Here is a 23,566-nt window from a genome sequence, read left to right as displayed (position 1 = left end):
GTCTATACCTCCTTTACAAGTAATCGATATTTGGGATAGATGGCTGTTTTTCTGGGAAAAGAAGAGCTCGCCAAGACGTGAGCGTTGGATTAGCTGCAAGCTCAACGAAATTGACTGTCGCTCCTTGCTGTCTCCATTTTTCCGCTAGACTCATCATTCTAATAGAATCAAGTCCAAGATAGACGAGATTCTCGTCAAACGGTATTTCATTCGGCTCGATTTGGATATACTCAGCTACTTGGTGAACGATAGCATCAAAGGATAGATCATCACCGTCTGCTTCCTGTCCTGTTAAACGACGAATGATTTGGCTTGTCGTTGTGGTTACCGCACAGCGTTCAGCTGCATAGGTCATTGCCATTTTGTGATGCTTAAGTGAAAAGTCAGCGACGGCATCGGCGACAAAAAAGGTTTCAATATCGAGCATGAATGCTTCTGCGGCTGTCAGCATACAGCCAATATGTGCATATACGCCAGTAATGATCAGTTGATCACGCCCGCCTTCGTGAAGAATATCTAAAAAATTGGATTTTTTGAATGCGCTATAACGCCATTTTGTCAGCATTGTATCTGCTTCAGATGGAGCAAGCTGATCAATGATTTTTGTCAATGCTTCATCATCACCAAGTCCAGGCCCCCAAAAATCTGTTAATAAGGCACGATCCTTCGGGTCTTGGTCACCAGGTTGAGCTGTATAGACGACAGGAATGCCAAGTTCTTTGCATGTATCACGTAATTGTTCAATATGCTGCACTAACTCTGTGATCGGTGAAGTATCTTGTTGAAATGCATTTAAAAAATATTGCTGCATGTCATGTATTAGCAGGACAGCACGTTTCGGATCAGGGATCCAGTTCACTTTATTTTCGGGTAAATCTTGTATGCTTGGCATTGGATACGCAGGAATAGTAGGGATTGCCATGGTTTTCACTCCTCTTTTTTTATACGTTGGCAGTATGGATTGAAGCTAATTCTCTTAATGCTTTTTTGCTGACTTTGCCTACACCTGTTTGTGGGAACGCCTCGATCCATTCAATGCGGTCGGGAATTTTATAGGCAGCGAGCCCGCGTTCTCTTAGAAATGACTTTAAGGCGTGTGGTGCTGGCTTGTTGTTTCCTTTCGCAATAACAAAGGCACATGAGCGTTCGCCAAGAAACGGATCTGGCATGGACACCATGGCGGCATCATGAATGTCAGGATGCGCAAGTAAATGATTTTCAACTTCTTCAGCGGCAACCTTTTCGCCGCCACGATTGATTTGATCCTTGTCTCTGCCTTCTACTACCACATTTCCTTCTTTTGTTAATCGCACGATGTCACCTGTTCTGTAAAAGCCATCGGCTGTAAATGCTTTCTTGTTTTGTTCATCGGCTTTATAGTAGCCGCGAATCGTATAAGGTCCTCTTGTTAAAAGGTGTCCAGCCACTTCATTCGGGACGGGCTTGTCCTCATCATCTACCACTAGTACCTCATCATATTCAGACATCGGGCGTCCTTGTGTGTGGATAATGACATGTTCAGGATCATTCAATCTGGTATAGTTGACCAGACCTTCTGCCATGCCAAAAACTTGCTGTAACTTACACCCAAGGGCAGGCATCACTCGTTTTGCTGCCTCGGCGCTTAATTTAGCACCACCGACTTGTAAAACCTCAAGACTCGATAAGTCATCTGATCGATGTGGAGCGGCTTCTAGCCAGATCAATGCAATAGGCGGAACGACTGCGGTAATTGTCGCCCGTTCTTTTTCAATGAGTGGAAAGACGACATCAGGACTTGATCCCGGTGCAAGAACGACTCTTCCACCTGCGTATAACGTCCCAAGGACTCCAGGCGAGCTTAATGGATAGTTGTGCGCAACTGGAAGTGTAGCTAAATACACACTATCTTTTGTGAGCTCGCACACCTCATTGCTTTTCCAAAGACTATACATATAGTCATCATGCGTACGAGGTATGAGCTTAGAAAGGCCTGTGCTACCTCCTGATAACTGAAGAAATGCAATATCACTTGCCTCTACATGAATTTGAGGATCAAGTGCTGGGTCCTTGCGCAGATCATCCAAGTCAAGGAATTCCTCAGCTTTCCCTGCAACAATGACATGAGGTAATGAGGGAAGCTTTTCTTTCACTTGACGTGCGAGTGATCGATAATCAAAGCCATCATGGATATCTGGTATGACATATGCATCTGCTTCGGCAAACTCAATAAAATAAGTGATTTCGCTGCTTCTATGAGATGGCAGTGAGAAGACGGGTAAAGCACCGATTCGAAATAAAGCGAAAATGACTTCAAAAAAAGCAGGAATGTTAGGAAGCTGCACGACAACTCGACTGCCCTTTTGAATTCCAAGCTGGTGGAAACCGGCGGCAAGACTGCTGACGCGCTCATCAAGTTCTTGGTAGCTCATGTGCGTATCAGCGTATGTAATCGCAGTTTTATTCCTTAACGATATGGCGCGTTCACGAAGCATACCGCCAAAGGTTTCTCCACGCCAACAGCCGTTTTCACGGTAGCGTTTTGCAAATTCTTCTGGCCATGTAGGTGGTTGAACAAACATGTTTTTGTCATCTCCTATGTATTTTTATAGCTGGTGGATGCCCATCGCACGAAGCATCGTGTTAAATTTTGCAGATGTTTCGGCTAGCTCTTCTTCTGCCTTAGATCCTTTGACCACTCCTGCACCAGCAAAGAGGCGAAGGGATTGACCCTCAGCTTCTGCACAACGAATGGTGACAATCCAATCACCATCACCATTTGCATCTGCCCAGCCGATCATTCCTGTGAAAAATCCTCGATCGAAGGGTTCAATTGCTTGGATTGCTTCACGTGCATCTGCTGTAGGTGTTCCGCATACTGCGGGTGTTGGATGAAGGCTCAGCGCTAAATCAATTGAGGATACACTGGAATCTGCTAATTCACCTTTTACGACAGTAGATAAATGCCACATCGTTTCTGTTTGTATGACGGATGGTGATACAGGCACATCTAACTTACGACAGTAAGGAGCAAGCGCTTTAGTGACAGCGTCGACAACCACTGCATGCTCGTGTAAATCCTTCGCTGAAGTAAGGAGTTCATCGTGACGGCGCTGATCTTCTACTGGATCTGAACTACGCGGCCGAGAACCAGCGAGTGGATTGGAAATCACAGATGAACCCGTTTTTGAAAGAAGCAGCTCAGGACTTGCCCCAAGAAGTGTGCGCTTTTGGGGAGATTTCGGATCAGCTACATTTGCAGCAAACGTATAGCCAGTCGTATTGTGACGAGCCAGCCGTTCGAGTATTGCTTTCGTATGAATGTCTTGATTTGATTTGAGATGGAGAGATCGAGAAATGACGATTTTGCTAAGCTCTCCTTTTTCAATTTTAGCTAACCCTTCGTTCACACCATTCATGTAGACTTCAGGAGAAGGGACAGGTGTCACCTCATAGGATGGCGATGTCACTTCCGATTCCTCATCACCTTGATGAAATTCGAGTGGATCACTAAACTGTACATGGATTGGCACATTTAAACGAACGGGTTGCGCCGGATCAAACGGAACAGCACCAGCAATAATTGGTGATTGAATACCAGCTTGTTTGGCAGTGTCAAATACGTGCGCTACCCTTGTGGAGAGTTCATTGAGCTGATTGGTTTCAATATGCTGGAAAATCCCTTCTGCAAGTATTGTACGTTTAGGGGAAGCAAGGAAAAAAGCGCCTGGTTGATAGTCTTGAATCAACTGTACTTTTTCTTCTGACGGCAATAATGAATGTTTCATGAAAAGGCCTCCTTTTTGATGAAATGCTAGATTCCGAGTGTTGCGCCACCATCAATCGTGAGATTCTGCATCGTAATATGACTGGATTGTTCAGATGCAAAGAAGATGACTGCATCAGCGATGTTTTGAGGATCAGCGATTTTTTGTAAAGGAATACCGGTTTTATACGTCTCTAATGACCCTTTGATCACATGGTCTGCGCCTTGTTCATCAGACCATAAAGCCCATTGCATAGGTGTTGCGGTAGAGCCAGGAGAGACAACATTGCATCTGATTCCATAGTCTGCCAGCTCTAATCCAAGCGTTTTTGTAAAGGAAGTAGCTGCTGCCTTTGAAGCGGCATAGGCAGCCATATTCATTCTAGGAATGGCACCTGCGTTAGAGCTGACGGTCACAATGACCCCTGCTGATCTTTTCATCATGTATTTGGAGACAGCTTGTGATACATAAAAGACACCATGTGTGTTGACTGCGAAGGTTTGTTGCCAGTCATCTGCACTAAGCTGGTCAATAGAACTGATTCGAAGAATACCTGCTACATTGACTAGTAAATAAATGGGTCCAAGCTGTTTTTCAATTTGATTGATAATGTGCTGAACAGATGCTTGATCGGTAATGTCACCTGGATAGGCAAAGGCACGTAAGCCTTCATCATTCATTTGATGGACGGTGCTTTGAAGCTGATCCTCATTTGCGTCAACTGCTGCAATGATCGCACCTTCGTCGGCTAGTCTTTTTGCGACTGCTTGTCCGATACCTTGCCCTGCGCCTGTGACAAGGGCAATCTTTTGAGATAGACCGCTATGTTTCATACGTTCACTACCTTTCTTTCATGTCTGTGGTTGTAAGATCATCATGATAGAGCGCAAAACGAAAAGCGTAATTCATCAGCACCGGTAAAACGGACGTATGTCCTTCTTCAGGGAACTCGTGATAGGCCGTATGTAAGCCATATGTGGATAAAGGCTGCATACGATTTGCTAGTGACTTTGCATGAGCATTCATTTGACATGGATGATGTTTTTCTAACTCACCTACACCTACAAGCAGCCTGACATTCATAGGCACCTGACGTATGCGGTTGGTGAATTGGTATTCTTTTTCTAGAAATAAATTTTTGTTCCAGTGGATAGAAGGACTGCCTGCAATATATGTCTGATAAGCATCAGGGTGCTCAAATAGTGTGTGTAATACAAAAAGACCGCCAAGAGAATGCCCAAACAGTGTTTGACGACTTAGGTTGATCGGAAAGCGTTGCTCGATATAAGGCTTCACAGTCTTTTCTAAAAAAGAAAAGAAAGCAGAGGCCCCACCATATGTATGGATGGAGAAGTCTTTTCTTTTGCCCCCGATGGAAGCGTCAGGGCTGGTAAGAGTGAGATCATAATGCCTGAGCGGATGATAGGGCGCTTCTGTCTGATAGCCAATTCCAACAATGATGGCAGGTACAACACCTGTTTTTTCAGGTCTTCTTGACTGTAAACGAATGGCTTCGACCATTGTGCCAAAAAGTGAATTCCCATCAAGCACGTACATGACTGGAAAACCAGCCGCTGGAGGAGTAGTATTCGGTTTAAATATAAAAAGTCTGTATGGGTGTGCTGTGATATCTAGTTGCTCCGTCCCGGGTATAAAAAAAGGACGGCTTTCTCCGAAAAATGAATCCTCAGTACCCATTCTTTCAGGGCGTTTGGACATATGTGACAAATCTCCTTCCTCAAATTCGACTCTCATACGATGATAAAAGCAGGCTTGTAGCTATTGGATGAGTGTAGTACTTGAAGAATGGCTTCTCCAAATGAAAATGATTCTCAACTATCCGCAAGCAAAACAAATGATAATGGTTATCAATTATGAAGTCAAATGTTCATCAAGTTGTGTATTTGATTTTTTTATCCTAATTTTCAGAAAATAAAGGACTAACTCACTAACAAATGATTTGAAATAGGGAATATCGGACCTTGTCATTTAAAAATAGGAGAAATGTCAAAAGACCTTGACTGCCTCGGAATTTTTACCATTTTCTTCTGTTTGATACAGGAATAAATATGGGCTTTTCTTCTTGAAATGATTTTGAGGAAAAATAAGTCTATAGACTCATTTGTATTTTTAGGGACATTGAGGAGGATTTCGCGAAAAGTAGGTGATCTCATATCTCAAAACTGATTCAATAGTATGCACAGCTTTTTTAAGAGTGGCGAATAATAACAATTAAAAAAAGTAAGGGATGTACCCTTACTTTTTAATTCTGTAAACACCATTCAATTAGAATCCATCTGTGACATCATATTCGTAACGGATATCGGCTTTGACATTGCTCATAGTAGATCTCGCTGTAGCCTTTGCGTTGTACTTAAAGCTCCATTTTTGCGCGACTTTTAATTGATCTTCAAGAGAAATACGGTAAGAACCACTTGTTGCAGATGAAAAAATGGATTCGTTCCAAATCTTGTTTTCATCAGCCATCAGCTTGTGAGTAACATTTCCTTGGTTAGGTGATTGTGTACTTGTTGTTGAAATCGATTTAACGATTGCATTTATAGGGATAGAAGAATTGCTCGTTAAATCCATTGTAATGATAGAAGAATCAACTCCTAAAAAATTCAAAGAAGTGTTCCCCATGTTGGTAGCGGCTCCCGTAAAATTGAATGTTCCATTTCCAGATTTGATGCGATCTTGAATGGAGACAGTAAAATACATATTCCCCGTATATGTACCACGGGTCACTTTTACAAAATAAGTTTCTGAAGTAGAAGTAACGTCACCAGTATTTGCGAATATAAAGGGTGTTACTGAATCGGGATTAATTACTCTTGATCCTGGCTTAGAACTCTTCGAATTATACACCTCGATTTTCATCCCTGTATATTGCTTATCATATGAACTTCGCACATAAACCCTTTCACCCTTATTGATCGTGAACTGATAATACGCTTCATTTTCACCTTCAGGTAAGATTGTCGTATCTGGACGACTATATTTCCAATATCCCATTGAGCTTGCTGTGTTAGGACTGTTATTCCCCGTAATTGCTGCTTCTGCTGAATTAGGTGCAAAAAAACTAGTAACAAGCACTAATACCAATGCAGGTAATAAAAAACGTTTGAAGATAGTATTTGTCATATTTTAACCCTCCTTGTAATAATTACTATATCGGATCAAAACTAACAAAATTTAACTGAATTGCCGATATATTTAATAATCACTAATTTTTTTAAAAAGGAGAATCAAAATGAATATTAATACGTCATACATGGCAGGTGCTTCAAACAATCAGAACCGAATAGACTATAAGGGTCAATCAGCTATCAAAAGTACAAATGATGTAATGACCGAAGCTGATAGACGAATGAAAATATTAGATGAAAAATACGAAAAAATAAATGAACAAAATAAACGTTTCGAAAATCCCCATGGTCATATACACGATAAGTATCGAAATCCACGCTCTCCTTATTTCAGGAGTGATCTAACTAAAGTAGAAAGAGAAGCTGCATATACGATGGAGATTGGCTGGGCTAATTCTGGAAAAGGAGGGCAATATGACTTTAATGACGCCATCTTCCGTAACGAAAAGCGGTACGATCCCACCCAAGAAAGCGTAGAAAAGAAAATATTCAATCGACAAAAGGTCAACGAACAATTGCAAGATTTATTCTCTAAAAACGGTATAACCATTCCTAAAAACACAAATTTAACTTTTACCATTGACCCAAATCATTTCAAATTAGTGGTGAGTGGATCAACAGATGAATCGCTGACCAAACAAATAGAAGACCTATTAAATACAAGCAACAATACAAGAGAATTGTTTTTCCATATTATGAAAAGTAGAAATGATGATTCTACTCAATTCACGCCTGATTCTCTTGCAAAGTTCCATCTTGTGAATCAAATCAAAACGGTCACAGGCTACAATTTAAAGGATTTAAGCATTGTAAATGGTCAATTTGTAACGGATAAAGGGACGAATATTTTTGATATATACAAAGAAGATCTCCTGAAAAACCCATACACAGCAGAACATGCACGAATTGCCGCTTCACATTACGGAGCACAGCTGTTTGATCTAGCGAAAAACGGGTTTGATTCTATTCCCGATTTGGTGTTATCAATTGGTTATCAAAACGGGTCTTTACATGACATTGGGCAAAAAGAAAATTATGGAGTGAAGAAAACGATCGATTAACAACATGTGAACGGTAACAGATACAAATCCCATTAGCGGCAATGAAGGACTCTATAACAATTGATGTTACAGGGTCTTTTCTATTGAGATGCGTTGGTTGGCTGTTCAACGAAACATCCTCATGGTAATTTTGACTATAGTCGATGTTTTTCACTTTTTTATTGATGAAAATGTTAAAATGATGAGTAGCGTATTTTTTTATGAAAGGACGGTGCTTGGCATGACGGAACTTCTCGATGACCGGCTGCCGCCGCAAAATATAGAAGCCGAGCAGGCCGTATTAGGTGCTGTTTTTTTAGAACCATCTGCGCTCACGCTCGCTTCTGAGGTATTAATTCCAGAGGATTTCTATAGAATGTCGCATCAAAAGATTTACAATGCGATGCTTGTACTTGGTGATAGAGGGGAACCGGTCGATCTTGTTACGGTGACTTCTGAACTGGCCAATACAGATTTACTAGAAGAGGTAGGCGGGATTTCGTATTTAACCGATATTGCGAATTCTGTCCCAACTGCCGCAAACATTGAATACTATGCAAAAATTGTAGAAGAGAAATCAATTTTAAGACGTCTGATCCGCACGGCGACAACCATTGCACAGGATGGGTACACGCGTGAGGATGAAGTAGAGGATCTGTTGAGTGATGCTGAAAAGACCATTATGGAAGTGGCGCAGCGTAAAAACTCAGGAGCCTTCCAAAACATTAAGGACGTGCTTGTTCAGACATATGATAATATTGAACAGCTTCATAACCGAAAAGGCGATATCACAGGGATTCCAACAGGTTTCTCCGAGCTTGACCGGATGACAGCTGGATTCCAGCGAAATGACTTAATTATTGTAGCGGCTCGTCCATCAGTAGGGAAAACAGCCTTCGCATTGAACATCGCACAAAATGTTGCGACCAAAACGGACGAAAGTGTCGCCATCTTTAGTTTAGAGATGGGGGCTGAGCAGCTCGTCATGCGTATGCTTTGTGCAGAGGGGAATATCAATGCACAGAACCTAAGAACCGGTAATCTGACAGAAGAGGACTGGGGCAAGCTGACAATGGCGATGGGCTCGCTATCAAATAGTGGGATTTTCATAGATGATACGCCTGGAATCAGAGTAAGTGAAATTCGTTCGAAATGCCGCCGCTTGAAGCAAGAAAACGGTCTTGGCATGATCCTGATTGACTACTTACAGCTCATTCAAGGGAGCGGACGATCAAGCGATAACCGTCAGCAAGAGGTTTCTGAAATCTCTAGGGCATTAAAATCACTGGCAAGGGAGCTTGAAGTTCCAGTTATTGCTTTGTCTCAGCTTTCACGTGGAGTAGAGCAGCGTCAGGACAAACGTCCGATGATGTCTGATATTCGTGAATCAGGAAGTATTGAGCAGGATGCCGATATCGTGGCATTCCTTTATCGTGATGATTACTACGACAAAGAATCAGAGAATAAGAACATTATTGAAATCATTATTGCCAAACAACGTAACGGTCCAGTTGGTACAGTATCACTGGCGTTCGTCAAAGAATATAACAAATTCGTCAACCTGGAAAGAAGATTTGACGATGCGGGTGTTCCGCCCGGTGCTTAAAGCCCAGCTCAAGAAGCTGGGCTTTTTTTGATGGATCTACATCGAAAGAATGATTGAAAAACGGTCGAAATGAGGAGGAGAGAAAGACAGAGAAATCGTATACTAAAAGGAGAAAAGGAGTGATGACTGATGAAATTTCAACAGTTCGAAGCCGCTCAATTACGCATCGCACGCCCAACCGTCAACATGGAAGAGGTTGTGTCCTTTTATGAAGAAGGCTTAGGGCTCAAACGAATAGGCTCGTTTGATCAGCATGAAGGATATGACGGCGTCATGCTGGGACTTCCTCATCAGCATGTTCATTTAGAAATCACGAAGCATGAAGAAGAAGAAAGTCTGCCCTCCCCGCATCCAGAACAGCTTCTTGTGTTCTATATTCCAAATGCTGAGGAATTTCAGCAAATGAAAGAGAGGTTGATCTCATTTGGCGGACGGCAAGTCACCTCTACAAATCCATATTGGGAACGGGGAGGAGCAACCATTGAAGACCCAGATGGGTATCGCATTGTGCTCATGAACACAGATGGAATCACCCCCGTTTAAAAAAAGACTCCCATGCCCGGGAGTCTTTTCTGTTATGAACGAGGCGTGACGCGCAGTTTCAGCTCTTTCAGTCCATACATGCTGCTGCTTGTCATCGGAACGTAAGAAAGGAGCTCTAACGCCTCATATCGTTCGATTAAAGTCTTTATAGCTGTACATGCTTCAAGACGTGCGAGTGGTGCGCCAAGACAGAAATGGATGCCGTGCCCGAAACCAATATGAGGATTAGGGTGGCGGTGTATATCGTATTCGTGTGCGTTTGAAAATTGACGCTCATCTCGGTTGGCGGAAGCAAGAAACACAATCACATTGTCTCCCTTTTTCAACACTTTGCCTCCAAGCTCTGTATCTTTTGTGACATAACGGACGATCGTAGGAGCTGGTGCACGAAAACGGACGGCCTCCTCCACCGCGCGTGGGATGAGTTCAGGTGATTGGGCGAGCGCTTCATAGGCACCCGGCTGTTCTAACAAGCTGAAAATCATATTGGAGATCAAGTTGGTGGTTGTTTCGTTGCCGGCTAAAAGGAGAAGATTACAGAATGGTATTAGTTCATCCGCTGACAGTTTTTCTCCATTCTCCTCCGCTTGAATGATGAGGGAAATCAAATCATCACCGAGATTGTGACGTTTCTTTTCAATGGTGTCTGCAAAAAACGCCATCATGTCAGCTTCTCCTTTGTCACGTGTTTTCTGCCATTCAGCTACATCCTCCTCATTTTCACTTTTAGGCATGCTGACGAGAATATCTGACCATTCTTTAAAAGATTGTTTATGCTCTGATGGCACACCTAAAAGCTCTGCAATGACAATGACAGGAAGCGGATAAGAAATGTCTTGCACTAGGTCAATCTCTTTTTTTCCTTCAAGTTGTGCCATGAGTTCATCCATTAATTCATGAATACGAGGCTCCCACAATTTCATGACTCGAGGGGTAAAGGCTTTGCTGACAATGGAGCGGATACGAGTGTGATTGGGAGGGTCCATCATCACCATTGTTTTCATCAGTGAATGCTTCCGCTGGTTTTTAGGAGGCTGACTCGAAAAGCTATCTTTATCGATTGTCACACGCTTTGCTTCCTCGTAGGTGAATACACTCCACGTTCGGCTGGCTTCGTCAAAATGAACAGGTGATGTCTGGCGCATGTTGGCATACCAATCAAATGGGTGATACGGGTCCTGCTTGTTCTTTCCTCTTAATAACGTTTTTTGCACGGCACTTGGGGTTGTTGTTTCCATGATCATCACTCCTTATAGGTTGTCAGATGCTTCCTTTTTTTCAATGTGTTAGATTAAAGTTAATTCATCAGCCTGGAGGATTCAACCAACAGAAAAGCGAAATCTGTTGAAGAAAATAGGAAGGGGAGAGCGGCTTGTGGCGGACTGCTACAGAGGGGATAAGCGCGCAACGGAATCAAAGCAGCAATTAAGAAAAGCATTATTTCAGTTATTAAGCGAGAAAGAATGGGGGAAGATTTCTGTACAGGATTTGACGAAAGTGGCGGGCATCCACCGCACGACCTTTTATCAGCATTATGAGGATAAATTTGATCTTGCCCAGCAGGTGATGGATGAGATGTTTGATGTGATGAAATGTGCCATTTTTGCGCCTGTACAAGAAGGTAATTTGGAAAAAGAGCATGCGGCATATGTGTATATTTTTCGATTTTATCAGCATTTGCAAGAACACGAAGAGGAGTATCAAATTCTCTTGAAGCGAGGACGAGAGCTCAATATTCATGGAACGGTTCGTGCTTTTTTTGAAGAAAGCTTTTCTTTGGGGGTAAAGGGGGTTGCAGGCTCAAAGCCTGATCCGCATCTCGTTCCTATCGACATGCAGAAGCAATTCGTCATTTCGGCTTATGTTGGAACAGCTGAATGGTGGCTGAGGACAGGGAGACCGTACTCACCTGATTTTATGGCAAGCTCGATGATTCATTTAATTGAAAATCAATAGAAAGTAAGAATAATCAAAATTGTTGTTTTTACTCAAAATCTCCCTTTTTAAGCGCTGAAGAAGTGATTAAAGCGCTTTTTCTCATATTTAAAACGAACAAAATTTGATTTCGAGATATTAATGTTCGGATTTCGCGTTGACTTTTTCGTTTTGCATTGATAAAATAAATGTGTTTGAAAGAGATAACGTTTTGAAAGGTTAACGGAGGTGCACGATATGTCTTCAGTAGTCGTAGTAGGTACGCAGTGGGGTGACGAAGGGAAAGGGAAAATTACCGATTTCCTTTCAGAAAATGCAGAGGTGATTGCCCGTTATCAAGGGGGAAACAATGCAGGTCACACGATCAAATTTGATGGAGTGACTTACAAGCTACACCTCATTCCGTCCGGTATTTTTTATAAAGAAAAAACTTGTGTCATCGGTAATGGAATGGTGGTTGATCCTAAAGCGTTGGTCACTGAGCTTGCGTATCTTCACGAACGGAATGTGAGTACAGATAACCTCAGAATCAGCAATAGAGCCCATGTGATTTTGCCTTACCATTTAAAATTGGACGAGGTAGAAGAAGAGCGGAAAGGGGCTAACAAGATCGGTACGACGAAAAAAGGAATCGGACCAGCTTATATGGACAAAGCAGCTCGTATCGGTATCCGTGTCGCAGATCTATTAGATCGTGAAGTATTTGAAGAGAAGCTTGCACGTAATCTAGAAGAGAAAAATCGTCTTTTAGAGAAAATGTACGACGCAGAAGGCTTCAAGATTGAAGATATTTTAGACGAGTATTATGACTATGGTCAGCAAGTGAAAAAATATGTCGTGGACACATCTGTTGTCTTGAATGACGCACTAGATGAAGGCCGCCGCGTGCTATTTGAAGGAGCACAAGGTGTGATGCTTGATATCGATCAAGGGACATATCCATTTGTTACGTCATCTAATCCAGTGGCTGGAGGAGTGACGATTGGTTCTGGTGTAGGACCAACGAAAATTCAACATGTGGTCGGCGTGTCAAAAGCGTACACAACACGTGTTGGAGATGGCCCATTCCCGACAGAACTCCATGATGACATTGGCGATCAAATCCGTGAGGTTGGCCGTGAATACGGTACAACAACTGGACGCCCGCGCCGTGTTGGCTGGTTTGACAGTGTTGTTGTCCGACATGCTCGCCGTGTGAGCGGGATTACAGATCTATCTCTTAACTCAATTGATGTATTGACAGGGATTGAAACATTGAAAATCTGTGTCGCTTATAAATTGAACGGAGAAATCACAGAAGAATTCCCAGCAAGTCTAAAGGAACTAGCGAAATGTGAGCCTGTCTACGAAGAAATGCCAGGATGGACAGAGGATATTACAGGCGTGAAGAATTTAAGCGAACTGCCTGAAAATGCCCGTCATTATTTAGAGCGCATTTCACAATTAACAGGTATTCCACTTTCCATTTTCTCAGTTGGACCAGATCGTTCACAAACGAACGTTGTCCGCAGCGTGTACCGTCCATAATTATAGACTGATCAGACACCAGTAAAAGTGCACATTTTACTGGTGTCTTTTTGTTTAAATATTTCTTAATTTCAGTAGAACAGGCTTCCGATCATTACCAAAATATGATAACTGTATAGGGGGAAGGAGCGTTCTAGTGAAAGAAAGAATAAGATTATTAGATATTTTAAGAGGTTTTGCCATATTAGGTACATTGGGAACGAACGTCTGGTTTTTTGCCTATGCAGGGGATACCTTTGCGACAGATCAGATTGCAGATGAATATGAGAATGGCAGTTTTCTAGAAAGCCTTGTTTCCATGTTCGTCTATGGGAAAATGCTCTCGCTGCTCACTATCATGTTCGGTGTAGGGCTAGAGCTCAAATACCAGCAGGCCAAAAGAAAAAACACGCCTTGGCCGGGTACATATTTATGGATTCTTTTATTTTTATTTATCGAAGGCTTTGTCCATTTTGCACTTGTGATGGAATATGATGTGCTCATGAGTTACGCTGTCACCGGTTTGCTTGTGGCATTTATTGTGCGAGGAGGGAGCAAGCGTATCAAAAGAGGCATGATCTTCTCTGGAGTCATTCATCTGCTTGTTCTGTCCTGTCTGATGGTGTTCGCCCTCTCTGAAATGGAAACAGAATCGTATGATCAAAGCAGTGAACCGGCGCTGGAAGAGCAGCTACCAGAGACATGGACCTCACAGGTTCAAGAACGATTACAACACTTTTTCATGTACCGGGGGGAAGCGATCTTTATCATTCCAATGAACACATTTCTGTTTTTATTAGGTGTGCGGATGATGAGAGCCGGTGTTTTTTATGCAAACGAACGCGGGCAATCTCTACGGAAAAGATTATTCCGAATCGGTCTGTGGGTGGGTTTGCCGCTGAATGCACTTGTCTTCGTTCCGAACGAACTAGTGGAATTCGTTGTGCGCTATGCGTTTTCGCCATTCCTCTCTCTTTTCTATATCGCTGTTATTGCGAAGCTCTTGGCTCACACGGAGTCATGGTTCATGTGGAATTGGTTTGAATATGTAGGGAAAATGGCGCTCAGCTGTTACATCCTGCAAAATGTCATCTGCTCGGTTCTTTTTTATAGCTGGGGATTGGGTCTTGGCGGGCAAATCAACGCCCCTCTTATCGTATTGGCATGGCTGCTCATTTCTCTTCTGCAAATCGCCATATCAGCATGTTGTCTAAAGGTTTGGAGAATTGGTCCAATGGAATATATTCGTTCGCAGGCACTTCGCCGGGTGACGAAGAAGAAAGCAGCATAAAGGGGAATCGTTACAATGTTTTTCAAAAAAAGTACGAAAAAAGAACAAGCGAATGCACATAAAGCAGCTGGGCCGGCATTTATCTTTTATCTTCTCGCATTAGGAGGACATTCGCTGTACTCTTATTTCCAGGATGATAAACCACCCGTCACTTTTGTGATTCTCATGTCGGGTCTTCTTGTGTTTTTCGTCGCAGACTGGATATATCATAAAAGGAATTCATAAAAGAAGCCCTCGTCATGAAGGCTTCTTTCTTATTTCACGCTTTTATATTGGCCTTTTAAGTTTTTGCGGATGTACTGAATGATTTTGCGCAGTTCGTTGGCATGCGGTCTGCCAAACGGACTTGTTTGTCTTTGCTGATAGAGAACTTGGCCCTTTTCGTTTAGTAAGAAATAGGCAGGTTCCCCGTGCACTCCGTGATCTTCATAAGGAGCATCTTCTCCGTGATAGTGGACTTCATATGCTTTTAATGAAGTGATGTCCTTGTCAGACATGATTGGGAAGGATAGTCCTTCTTTATCGGCAAATTCCTTCAAGTCATCAGAATGATCCGTTGAAATCGCCATTAAGTGGATATCCTTGTCTTGAAAGTATGACTGCTGCTGTTCGAGCTCTTTCAATTCTTCTACACATACTGGGCACCATGAGCCTCTAAAGAAGACGATGAGGTGCCAGCTTTGATGCTCCTCTAAATGTTTGTGAAAATCAATATGTTCGCCCTGAATGGTTGGAAGTGAAAAATTGGGCATTTTATCTCCTAATTTGAATGAACTCATACTGCTTCCTCCTTTTTCAATCACAATGTCACTTGTTTCATGTATAACCAATTTCGGGCGGTCTAAAACGTTTCTATGTGCTTGAATAGGCAGAGGTCATGAAAAGAGGCAGTGAAAATGAAGGCGGTTGCAAGTAGAAGGGATTTGGCAGGAGATTTCAAATCCGACACTTTTTTTAAAAAAATGTCGAAAAACGTATTGCCATATGTAATTACTCTATGATATTATAAATCTCGTTGTTGCAAAGGTCTCTGAAACTTGTTAGGATGCGATGTTCCAGCTTTTTTAAAGCGATTGGTTTGACGCAATACAACTTCTTCAGAATTACTTTTCACAAACCGAGAGCCATTAGCTCAGTTGGTAGAGCATCTGACTTTTAATCAGAGGGTCGAAGGTTCGAGTCCTTCATGGCTCACCATGTATTGGCCCGTTGGTCAAGCGGTTAAGACACCGCCCTTTCACGGCGGTAACACGGGTTCGAATCCCGTACGGGTCATTGATTTACTTTAGCGTTAAGCTAATTTTTCCTCACTTGCTTGGAAGAGCACCACGATTGCTTTTTCGGGCAAGTTACTGAGGTCCGGTAGTTCAGTTGGTTAGAATGCCTGCCTGTCACGCAGGAGGTCGCGGGTTCGAGTCCCGTCCGGACCGCCATTTATACTTATTCATCTTTTTGATGATGGCTCGGTAGCTCAGTTGGTAGAGCAACGGACTGAAAATCCGTGTGTCGGCGGTTCGATTCCGTCCCGAGCCACTTCCAAACGCATCTGCAATCGCAGGTGCGTTTTTATTTTATGAAAAGAAGGCATAAAAAGGGAGAAGCCGGACCTAGGTAGGGCCCGGCTCCATAAGAAGAAGACGTTACATCTATATAGACGATCAGTGACTGGAAAAGTTTCAATAAAAAAGGAAAAAAACCATCATTTTTTTGAGTATCGTCTTCCTATCCAACGATTGCTAGAAAAGAAAGCCGTTATTATTTTTATCTTTGCCACGTAAAACGTTATAATAGACAGTGAACCTTTTTTGCTCAAATGAAAAAGGTCTGATGAGACATGCAAAAATGGAATGACATAGATGCTAAAAATGCAGGAGGAAATCACAATGGAAAAAAAGATTCTTGTCGTAGATGATGAAAAACCGATTGCTGATATATTGGAGTTTAACTTAAGAAAAGAGGGCTATGAGGTTCATTGTGCATATGACGGCAATGAAGCCCTTGAAATGGTAGAAGAAATCAAACCGGACATTATTCTGCTCGACATTATGCTACCGAACAAAGATGGCGTTGAGGTATGCCGTGAAGTGAGAAAGAAATATGACATGCCGATTATCATGCTGACAGCAAAAGACTCTGAAATTGATAAAGTCATCGGTCTTGAGCTTGGCGCAGATGATTATGTGACGAAGCCATTTAGCACGCGCGAACTGCTTGCCCGTGTGAAAGCGAATTTAAGAAGACAAATTGCTACACCGCAGACAGAGGAAGAATCTGAATCAAATGATATTGAAATTGGATCACTTGTCATTTATCCAGATGCGTATGTGGTGTCTAAGCGCGAGGAAACGATTGAATTGACACACCGTGAGTTCGAATTGCTTCATTACTTAGCGAAACATATCGGACAGGTTATGACACGTGAGCACTTGCTGCAAACCGTATGGGGCTACGATTACTTCGGGGATGTCCGTACAGTAGACGTCACCGTCCGCCGTCTTCGTGAGAAAATTGAAGACAACCCTAGCCACCCAAGCTGGATCGTGACAAGACGAGGCGTCGGCTACTATTTAAGAAACCCAGAGCAGGACTAAGATTCTTATGAATAAAGTAGGTTTTTTTCGCTCGATTCACTTTAAATTGACCTTAATTTACGTGCTGCTGATCATCGTCGCCATGCAGATCATTGGCGTGTACTTTGTGAAGCAGCTAGAGCAGTCCTTAATTAATTCATATGATAATTCCTTGAATCAGCGAATCTACTCGTTATCGTATTACCTAGAACAAGATTCATCGAAAAGCAAGGCAGAATTAAAAGAGGATGCTCAAAAGATATTAAACGACTTTAACAACAAAGATGAGTCTAATGAAATTTCTGAAGTCAGCTATATTGACGGAAGCAGAGAGGTGATTGCCTCTGTGAATAACGGCAGTCAGGAGATTGCCGGCAAGAAAATCACAGATCAAATCATTAGCCGTATTTTCGCAGTAGGCAAAGACTACGAGAAAAAATTCTATGACCCAGAATCGAATAAACGAGTCCGCATATCAGCGACAGCCGTGAAAAATGAGAACCAAGAAACCGTTGGTGTCATTTATGTGGTCTCATCCATGGAAAGTGTTTTTAACCAAATGCGAACCATTAATACGATTTTGGCAACGGGAACGCTGCTCGCCCTTGGGATAACCGCTCTACTTGGTATATTCATATTCAGAACCATTACACACCCAATCTCGGATATGAGAAAGCAAGCGATAGAGCTCGCCAAAGGGAACTTTTCCAGAAAGGTCCGAAAGTATGGACATGATGAGATTGGCCAGCTTGCGACAACCTTTAACCATCTGACGAGAGAGCTGGAGGAAGCGCAGCTGATGACGGAGGGTGAGCGGAAAAAGCTTTCTTCGGTCATTGCCTATATGACGGATGGCGTCATCGCAACGAATCAAAACGGTGCGATTATTCTATTAAACAGCCCCGCATTAGAGCTGTTAAATGTTTCACGTGAAACAGCACTAGAGATGCCGATCACGTCCTTACTGGGCCTCGAGGACACGCATACCTTTGAAGATTTAGTCGAAAATCAAGATTCCATGCTGATAGAAATCGAACGCGAAGATCAGCTGTCTGTTTTGCGTGTGAATTTCTCAGTGATTCAGAAAGAGCACGGGAAGATTGATGGTTTAATTGCGGTCATTTACGACGTCACAGAGCAGGAGAAAATTGATGCAGAACGCCGTGAATTCGTCGCAAACGTATCACATGAACTGCGCACACCGCTGACGACGATGCGAAGCTATCTTGAGGCACTGGCTGAAGGCGCAATTGGTGATAAAGAGCTTGCGCCAAGGTTCCTCAGTGTTACACAAAATGAAACAGAGCGTATGATCCGGCTTGTTAATGACCTGCTGCAGCTGTCTAAGTTCGATAGCAAGGATTATCAATTCAACCGTGAGTGGACGAATTTTATCAAGTTTATCTCATTGGTCATTGATCGTTTTGAAATGACGAAAGAGCAGCATGTCGATTTTATCCGCAATCTTCCGCAGCGTGAAATATATGTGGAAATCGATCAAGATAAAATCACACAGGTGCTCGATAATATCATTTCCAATGCCATGAAATACTCGCCAGAGGGTGGACATATCATGTTTACCGTTGATCTGGATGAGGAGAATGGCCTTGTATTATTCAGCGTCAAAGATGAAGGGATCGGTATTCCGAAGAAGGATATGGATAAAATCTTTGAACGTTTTTATCGAGTGGATAAGGCGAGAACAAGAAAACTTGGCGGAACCGGCCTAGGCCTTGCGATTGCAAAAGAAATGGTTCAGGCTCATGGCGGAGATATTTGGGCTGACAGCATTGAAGGAAAAGGAACAACAGTGACCTTTACCCTTCCGTACAATGAAGAACAAGAGGATGATTGGGATGAAGCGTGAGACCTTTAAAACCATAATATTGACAATCCTAATTGCGATCAGTCTTGTGTTTACGTGGAATATTTGGATGTTCCAGCCCGTCATGCAGGACCAGGCAGATGCCGGCACTCAGGTCGTGGAAACGAAGAAGATATCAAGCGATGAGCCTAGAAGCCTCATTGATGTCGTGAAGCCGCGGGAGATGTTCATCCATTCAAATGGGGAGCATTTTAAAGTGGATCAAAAGGAACTCTTTCAAAACTTCTGGAATGATGTGAGCCTTTGGGATGTGAAAGAGATTTCGGATGTGTCAGATCAATATTCGGAGCAGAAATTTAAGAATTTCTTCTATGGAAGCGGAGGACAGGGGAAGACATTGGATCTTGTGTTCAATGACCCGATTCCGATTGATATTTTCCAAGCGTTGTTTAAATGGCCGAATAAGTCCATTGAATACAATTCGTTTGACCGGATGATTGTGCCGTTCTCCCAGCAGGACAAGGCCAATAAGAAAGTTTATTTGGTTTCATACAGCAAGGAAACGGTGCTTGAGCTGACAATAGAATCCGCTAACTATCGGAATCTCATGGACAGTATCGCAGCCGCTCAAAACGAGATGCCGCACTATGATCTCTATACATTCTCAGCGAATTCGAAACGAGATTTCCTCCTTCCGAGAAAGCAAAAGCAGCTTGAAGCAAAAATGTTCTTTATCGAAACGATAAAGACAAGCAAATTCAAGGACGCTTTGTTTACGGATCCGAGTCTAGTCGGCGAGGAGTCTAATTTAAACCGAACGGTGTACACAGATGGCACAAGCCGCCTTGAAGCCAATCAAAAAGACCACCGCATCCAATATCAACATCGCAATATCAACAGCAGCACCGTTTTCCAAACGGGCGATTTGATCAAGCGAAGTGTGAAGTATTTCAATGATACGGGGAGCTTTACCGATGACTATCAATACTTTGGCATCAATAGCAACCAGCAGCTTTCCTTTAATATGTTTATGGATGGCCTACCGATCGTCAACAGTACAAAGCACCCATTTGGGATGACCTCTCTTGAAGTACAGTGGGCGAATGACGACATCTTGAATTACAAGCGTCCAAACTATATTCTAGGCAACAAAGCGAGTCAGAGCGAACAGGTCAAGCTGATGAATGGGACAGAGTTGAAAGACTTAATCGTCAAGCAGACGAAATATGATGACCTTGAGAAAATTGAACAAATTTTCCCGGCCTATCAAGCTGTTTCCACCGCATCAGATCAAGATCAAGCGATGTTTGTCTGGCTGGAGCCAGTATGGTGCATGAAATACAATGGCAAAACCGTGATTCTATCGCATGATTTGTTGACAGAGGGGAGCGAGAATCATGGAGTGGAATAAGACCAAAACGATCTTTATCCTAGCCTTTCTCGTTCTCGATATCTTTCTAGGTTTTCAATACTTTGAAAAACGATCAACCGATCATTTTGCGATTATCGAAAAAACGGATACGCTGGAAGAAATGAAGGCAGACGGGATCAAATATGGCAATCTATCAGATGAAGCGAAGATTGGCTATCGCATTACAGCTGAAAAGAAGCAATATACGAAAAAGGATGTTGACGAATTAGCTGATCAAAAGGCGAAAAGCACATTCCCGAAAACAGACAAAGATGATCCGGTCACGCTGCTTGAAATGACCTTCACTAAACCAGTGGCCTTGCCGAAAAAAGATATGAAAACAGCGGCGGCAAACCTTGTGAACCAGCGTTTGCTGGATGGGAAGAACTATAAGCTGTGGAGTATTGATGAAGAGACAGGGAAGATCGTCTTTTTCCAAACGTATAAAGGGAAATACATCTTCCAAGAGGGCCTTGATGACTCCGAAACCATCGGAAAAATCACCCTAGATCTAAATGATAAAAACGAGGTCGTATCGTATCAGCAGTCGATGGTGACATCGATTAATGAAGTGAGAAAAGAAACCCTTGTGCCAGCGCTTGAAACCGTGAAGGACTTATATACGCAAAACATGCTGAGCCAAAACACGACCGTGAAAAAGGTAGAGCTGGGCTACTATACGCAATACCCAGGTGCAAGCACGCAGGTCATGGTGCCTGTATGGCGAGTCGAGCTTGAGGGCGTATCAACTGGTTCAAAGAAAAAGACAGAAGAAGAATATTTGATCAATGCCATTGATGGCTCAACACTTGATCATATAGAGAAAGATGACAAATCTTCAATGGAGTGAGAGAACATGAGCTTGCAGTTCAGTGTACTAGCGAGCGGAAGTACGGGGAACGCTTTTTATTTAGAAACAGACGAGCATGCCTTTTTAGTGGATGCTGGTTTAAGCGGCAAACAAATGGTCGAGCTTTTGAGTCAAATCGACCGCAAGCCTGAAGACTTGGACGGCATTTTTGTGACACACGAGCACTCAGATCATATTAAAGGGCTCGGTGTCATGGCAAGAAAGTACAAGCTCCCTGTCTATGCAAATGCGAAAACATGGAAGGCGATGGAGTCTCATATCGGAAAGATTGATACAGAGCAAAAATTCCATTTTGATATGGAAACCGTCCAATCCTTTGGCGGTCTCGATGTTGAGTCCTTTGGCGTCTCACATGATGCGGCCGAGCCCATGTTTTACGTGTTCCATTATGGCGGGCGCAAACTTGCTCTAATGACGGATACAGGCTATGTCAGTGATCGTATGAAAGGCATCATTCAGTCAGCCAATACATTTGTATTTGAGAGCAATCATGATGTTGGTATGCTGCAAATGGGCCGATACCCGTGGAGCATTAAGCGCAGAATTCTGAGTGATGTCGGACATGTTTCAAATGAAGATGCGGCTCTTGCGATGACAGATGTCATTGGAGATGCCACCTCACGCATTTACTTGGCTCATTTGAGTCAGGACAACAACATGAAGGATTTAGCCCGTATGGCGGTCCAGCAGACGCTTGAGATGAAAGGCTTTGTTGTCGGGGATGGCTTTGATTTATATGATACGGACCCGAAAAAAGCAACCCCGCTTTGCGCCGTATGATTTTTACAATCGTATGATTAAGATAAGAGCTTCTTACCAACACTATATACATCATCTATTCACTGAAAGGAAGGAAACATAGTGGATTATCGCGATGTAGAGTGGAAGCCGAGACGAAGCAGAAAAGGATATTTCCTATCTGGTCTGATCGGTGTATTGGTAGGAGCTTTTTTAATGGGATTCTTTTTCCCCTATGTAACAGGACAGAGCGGCAGTCCCTTTGGGTGGCAGCAGAACGGAGATGGGCAAGCAGCACAGGGCCCTTTAAAGACCGTCAATGTGAACGTCAATGATGCCGTCACAAAAGTCGTATCGAATATGTCGGATACGGTTGTCGGCGTTATTAATATCCAAAAGTCGAGCTTTTGGGAAGAAGGCGGAGAGGCAGGCAGCGGGTCAGGTGTGATTTATAAGAAAAAGGGTGACACCTTTTATATTGTGACCAACCATCACGTCATCAAAGGTGCCAACCAGCTTGAAGTGAGTCTTCAGGATGGGACAAGAATTGGCGCCAATCTTGTCGGAAGCGATCAGCTCATGGATTTAGCAGTTCTCACCGTCAAAAGTGATAAGATCAAGCAAACCGCAGCCTTCGGTAATTCAGACCATGTGAAGCCCGGTGAGCCAGTGATCGCCATTGGAAATCCTTTAGGGCTTGAATTCGCAGGCTCTGTCACACAAGGTGTCATTTCTGGAACGGAACGTGCCATTCCTGTGGACTCGAATGGAGACGGACAGGCGGATTGGAATGCGGAAGTACTGCAAACAGATGCCGCCATCAATCCAGGGAACAGCGGTGGAGCCTTGATCAATATGGACGGAAAAGTGATCGGCATCAACTCAATGAAGATTGCAGAATCAGAGGTAGAAGGCATCGGGCTTTCTATCCCGGCGAATCTCGTCATCCCTGTCATAGAGGATTTAGAACGTTACGGAGAAGTGAAGCGTCCGTATCTAGGTGTTGGCATGAAATCTCTAGCAGATATTGCGAGCTATCACTGGGAGGAAACGTTGAAGCTGCCATCTAACGTCACATCAGGAGTTGTCGTGATGAGTGTCGAGTCTTTGTCTCCAGCAGGAAAAGCGGGGCTCAAAGAGCTGGATGTTGTCATCTCCTTTGATGGCAAGAGTGTACAGAATATCGTAGACCTTCGTAAGTATTTATATCAAAAGAAAGTCGGCGACAAAGTAAAGGTGCAGTTTTACCGAAGTGGAAAGAAAAAATCAGTAGAAATCAAACTTTCTCAAACCGACCGATTCGGCGGATAACCAGTTCCTTGATGGGACTGGTTT

General features: G+C 43.0%; 21 protein-coding genes and 4 tRNA genes. 17 read left to right on the top strand and 8 right to left on the bottom strand.

From position 1 onward, the window contains the following. Positions 1-13: 13 nt before the first annotated feature. The 6 genes from MHB79_RS18755 to MHB79_RS18730 form a co-directional block, all read right to left on the bottom strand. On the bottom strand, positions 14-922 hold the full coding sequence (locus MHB79_RS18755) for an isochorismatase family protein (protein WP_253621954.1): 909 nt from the start codon (positions 920-922) through the stop codon (positions 14-16). A 19-nt stretch (positions 923-941) separates the two neighbouring features. After that, positions 942-2,561 carry a (2,3-dihydroxybenzoyl)adenylate synthase gene (locus tag MHB79_RS18750; RefSeq protein ID WP_251190552.1) on the bottom strand — a complete coding sequence of 540 codons (1,620 nt, stop codon included), beginning with the start codon at positions 2,559-2,561 and terminating at the stop codon, positions 942-944. A gap of 24 nt (positions 2,562-2,585) precedes the next feature. Next, positions 2,586-3,767, bottom strand: a complete 1,182-nt coding sequence (gene dhbC / locus MHB79_RS18745; RefSeq protein WP_003214915.1) for an isochorismate synthase DhbC — start codon at positions 3,765-3,767, stop codon at positions 2,586-2,588. Positions 3,768-3,793: 26 nt separating this feature from the next. Further along, positions 3,794-4,579, bottom strand: coding sequence for a 2,3-dihydro-2,3-dihydroxybenzoate dehydrogenase (locus MHB79_RS18740; protein ID WP_003215196.1), 786 nt, complete (start codon positions 4,577-4,579; stop codon positions 3,794-3,796). A gap of 7 nt (positions 4,580-4,586) precedes the next feature. After that, entirely contained in the window at positions 4,587-5,465 is an 879-nt protein-coding gene (locus tag MHB79_RS18735) for an alpha/beta hydrolase (protein WP_340990528.1), read from the bottom strand. A gap of 567 nt (positions 5,466-6,032) precedes the next feature. Then, positions 6,033-6,890 carry a hypothetical protein gene (locus tag MHB79_RS18730; RefSeq protein WP_251190555.1) on the bottom strand — a complete coding sequence of 286 codons (858 nt, stop codon included), beginning with the start codon at positions 6,888-6,890 and terminating at the stop codon, positions 6,033-6,035. A gap of 109 nt (positions 6,891-6,999) precedes the next feature. Here MHB79_RS18730 and MHB79_RS18725 point away from each other — a divergent pair, with 109 nt between their 5' ends. From MHB79_RS18725 to MHB79_RS18715, 3 genes are all read left to right on the top strand, one after another. Beyond that, positions 7,000-7,956 (top strand): DUF4885 family protein, encoded by a 957-nt coding sequence (locus MHB79_RS18725; RefSeq protein ID WP_050944654.1) that lies wholly within the window; start codon positions 7,000-7,002, stop codon positions 7,954-7,956. Between the two features lie 220 nt (positions 7,957-8,176). Continuing rightward, positions 8,177-9,541 carry a replicative DNA helicase gene (gene dnaB, locus MHB79_RS18720; protein WP_003214779.1) on the top strand — a complete coding sequence of 455 codons (1,365 nt, stop codon included), beginning with the start codon at positions 8,177-8,179 and terminating at the stop codon, positions 9,539-9,541. A 129-nt stretch (positions 9,542-9,670) separates the two neighbouring features. Continuing rightward, positions 9,671-10,084, top strand: a complete 414-nt coding sequence (locus MHB79_RS18715) for a VOC family protein (protein ID WP_003214623.1) — start codon at positions 9,671-9,673, stop codon at positions 10,082-10,084. Between the two features lie 32 nt (positions 10,085-10,116). Here MHB79_RS18715 and MHB79_RS18710 read toward each other — a convergent pair whose 3' ends face one another. Further along, a complete protein-coding gene (locus MHB79_RS18710; protein ID WP_340990525.1) occupies positions 10,117-11,322 on the bottom strand; it encodes a cytochrome P450 in 1,206 nt (401 codons plus the stop codon). A 106-nt stretch (positions 11,323-11,428) separates the two neighbouring features. Here MHB79_RS18710 and MHB79_RS18705 point away from each other — a divergent pair, with 106 nt between their 5' ends. From MHB79_RS18705 to MHB79_RS18690, 4 genes are all read left to right on the top strand, one after another. Beyond that, complete coding sequence (locus tag MHB79_RS18705) at positions 11,429-12,040, top strand: TetR/AcrR family transcriptional regulator (protein WP_189286556.1); 612 nt, start codon at positions 11,429-11,431, stop codon at positions 12,038-12,040. A 216-nt stretch (positions 12,041-12,256) separates the two neighbouring features. Further along, the gene (locus tag MHB79_RS18700) at positions 12,257-13,546 is read left to right on the top strand and encodes an adenylosuccinate synthase (RefSeq protein WP_050944651.1); all 1,290 of its coding nucleotides are present in this window, start codon (positions 12,257-12,259) and stop codon (positions 13,544-13,546) included. Between the two features lie 136 nt (positions 13,547-13,682). Beyond that, entirely contained in the window at positions 13,683-14,816 is a 1,134-nt protein-coding gene (locus tag MHB79_RS18695) for a DUF418 domain-containing protein (protein WP_340990522.1), read from the top strand. A 15-nt stretch (positions 14,817-14,831) separates the two neighbouring features. After that, a complete protein-coding gene (locus MHB79_RS18690) occupies positions 14,832-15,041 on the top strand; it encodes a hypothetical protein (protein WP_003215098.1) in 210 nt (69 codons plus the stop codon). Between the two features lie 29 nt (positions 15,042-15,070). On the opposite strand, the gene MHB79_RS18685 is transcribed toward MHB79_RS18690, so the two are convergent. Next, positions 15,071-15,595, bottom strand: a complete 525-nt coding sequence (locus tag MHB79_RS18685) for a peroxiredoxin family protein (protein ID WP_340990520.1) — start codon at positions 15,593-15,595, stop codon at positions 15,071-15,073. Between the two features lie 342 nt (positions 15,596-15,937). Between MHB79_RS18685 and MHB79_RS18680 the strand changes: the two genes are divergently transcribed. The 10 genes from MHB79_RS18680 to MHB79_RS18635 all read left to right on the top strand — a co-directional run bounded on the left by MHB79_RS18680 (position 15,938) and on the right by MHB79_RS18635 (position 23,542). Then, positions 15,938-16,013, top strand: a tRNA-Lys gene (locus MHB79_RS18680). A gap of 6 nt (positions 16,014-16,019) precedes the next feature. Further along, a tRNA-Glu gene (locus MHB79_RS18675) sits at positions 16,020-16,091 on the top strand. An 81-nt stretch (positions 16,092-16,172) separates the two neighbouring features. Then, positions 16,173-16,249, top strand: a tRNA-Asp gene (locus tag MHB79_RS18670). A gap of 27 nt (positions 16,250-16,276) precedes the next feature. Beyond that, positions 16,277-16,349, top strand: a tRNA-Phe gene (locus MHB79_RS18665). Between the two features lie 350 nt (positions 16,350-16,699). Continuing rightward, a complete protein-coding gene (yycF, locus tag MHB79_RS18660) occupies positions 16,700-17,407 on the top strand; it encodes a response regulator YycF (protein WP_003215017.1) in 708 nt (235 codons plus the stop codon). A 7-nt stretch (positions 17,408-17,414) separates the two neighbouring features. Then, positions 17,415-19,253, top strand: a complete 1,839-nt coding sequence (gene walK, locus MHB79_RS18655) for a cell wall metabolism sensor histidine kinase WalK (protein WP_268494287.1) — start codon at positions 17,415-17,417, stop codon at positions 19,251-19,253. Further along, complete coding sequence (yycH, locus tag MHB79_RS18650; RefSeq protein ID WP_106030137.1) at positions 19,243-20,622, top strand: two-component system activity regulator YycH; 1,380 nt, start codon at positions 19,243-19,245, stop codon at positions 20,620-20,622. Before walK ends, yycH begins: the two co-directional genes overlap by 11 nt. Continuing rightward, positions 20,609-21,472, top strand: a complete 864-nt coding sequence (locus tag MHB79_RS18645) for a two-component system regulatory protein YycI (RefSeq protein ID WP_137054108.1) — start codon at positions 20,609-20,611, stop codon at positions 21,470-21,472. Before yycH ends, MHB79_RS18645 begins: the two co-directional genes overlap by 14 nt. A gap of 6 nt (positions 21,473-21,478) precedes the next feature. Further along, positions 21,479-22,273 carry an MBL fold metallo-hydrolase gene (locus MHB79_RS18640; RefSeq protein ID WP_061410151.1) on the top strand — a complete coding sequence of 265 codons (795 nt, stop codon included), beginning with the start codon at positions 21,479-21,481 and terminating at the stop codon, positions 22,271-22,273. 78 nt (positions 22,274-22,351) lie between these two features. After that, entirely contained in the window at positions 22,352-23,542 is a 1,191-nt protein-coding gene (locus tag MHB79_RS18635) for a S1C family serine protease (protein WP_445661263.1), read from the top strand. Positions 23,543-23,566 lie beyond the last annotated feature (24 nt).

This window comes from Bacillus sp. FSL M7-0558 (assembly GCF_038003245.1).
GTDB classification, from domain to species: Bacteria; Bacillota; Bacilli; order Bacillales; family Bacillaceae; genus Bacillus; species Bacillus pumilus.
The sequence above is the reverse complement of the archived record's forward strand: the minus strand, read 5'-3'. Positions and strand labels throughout refer to the sequence as shown.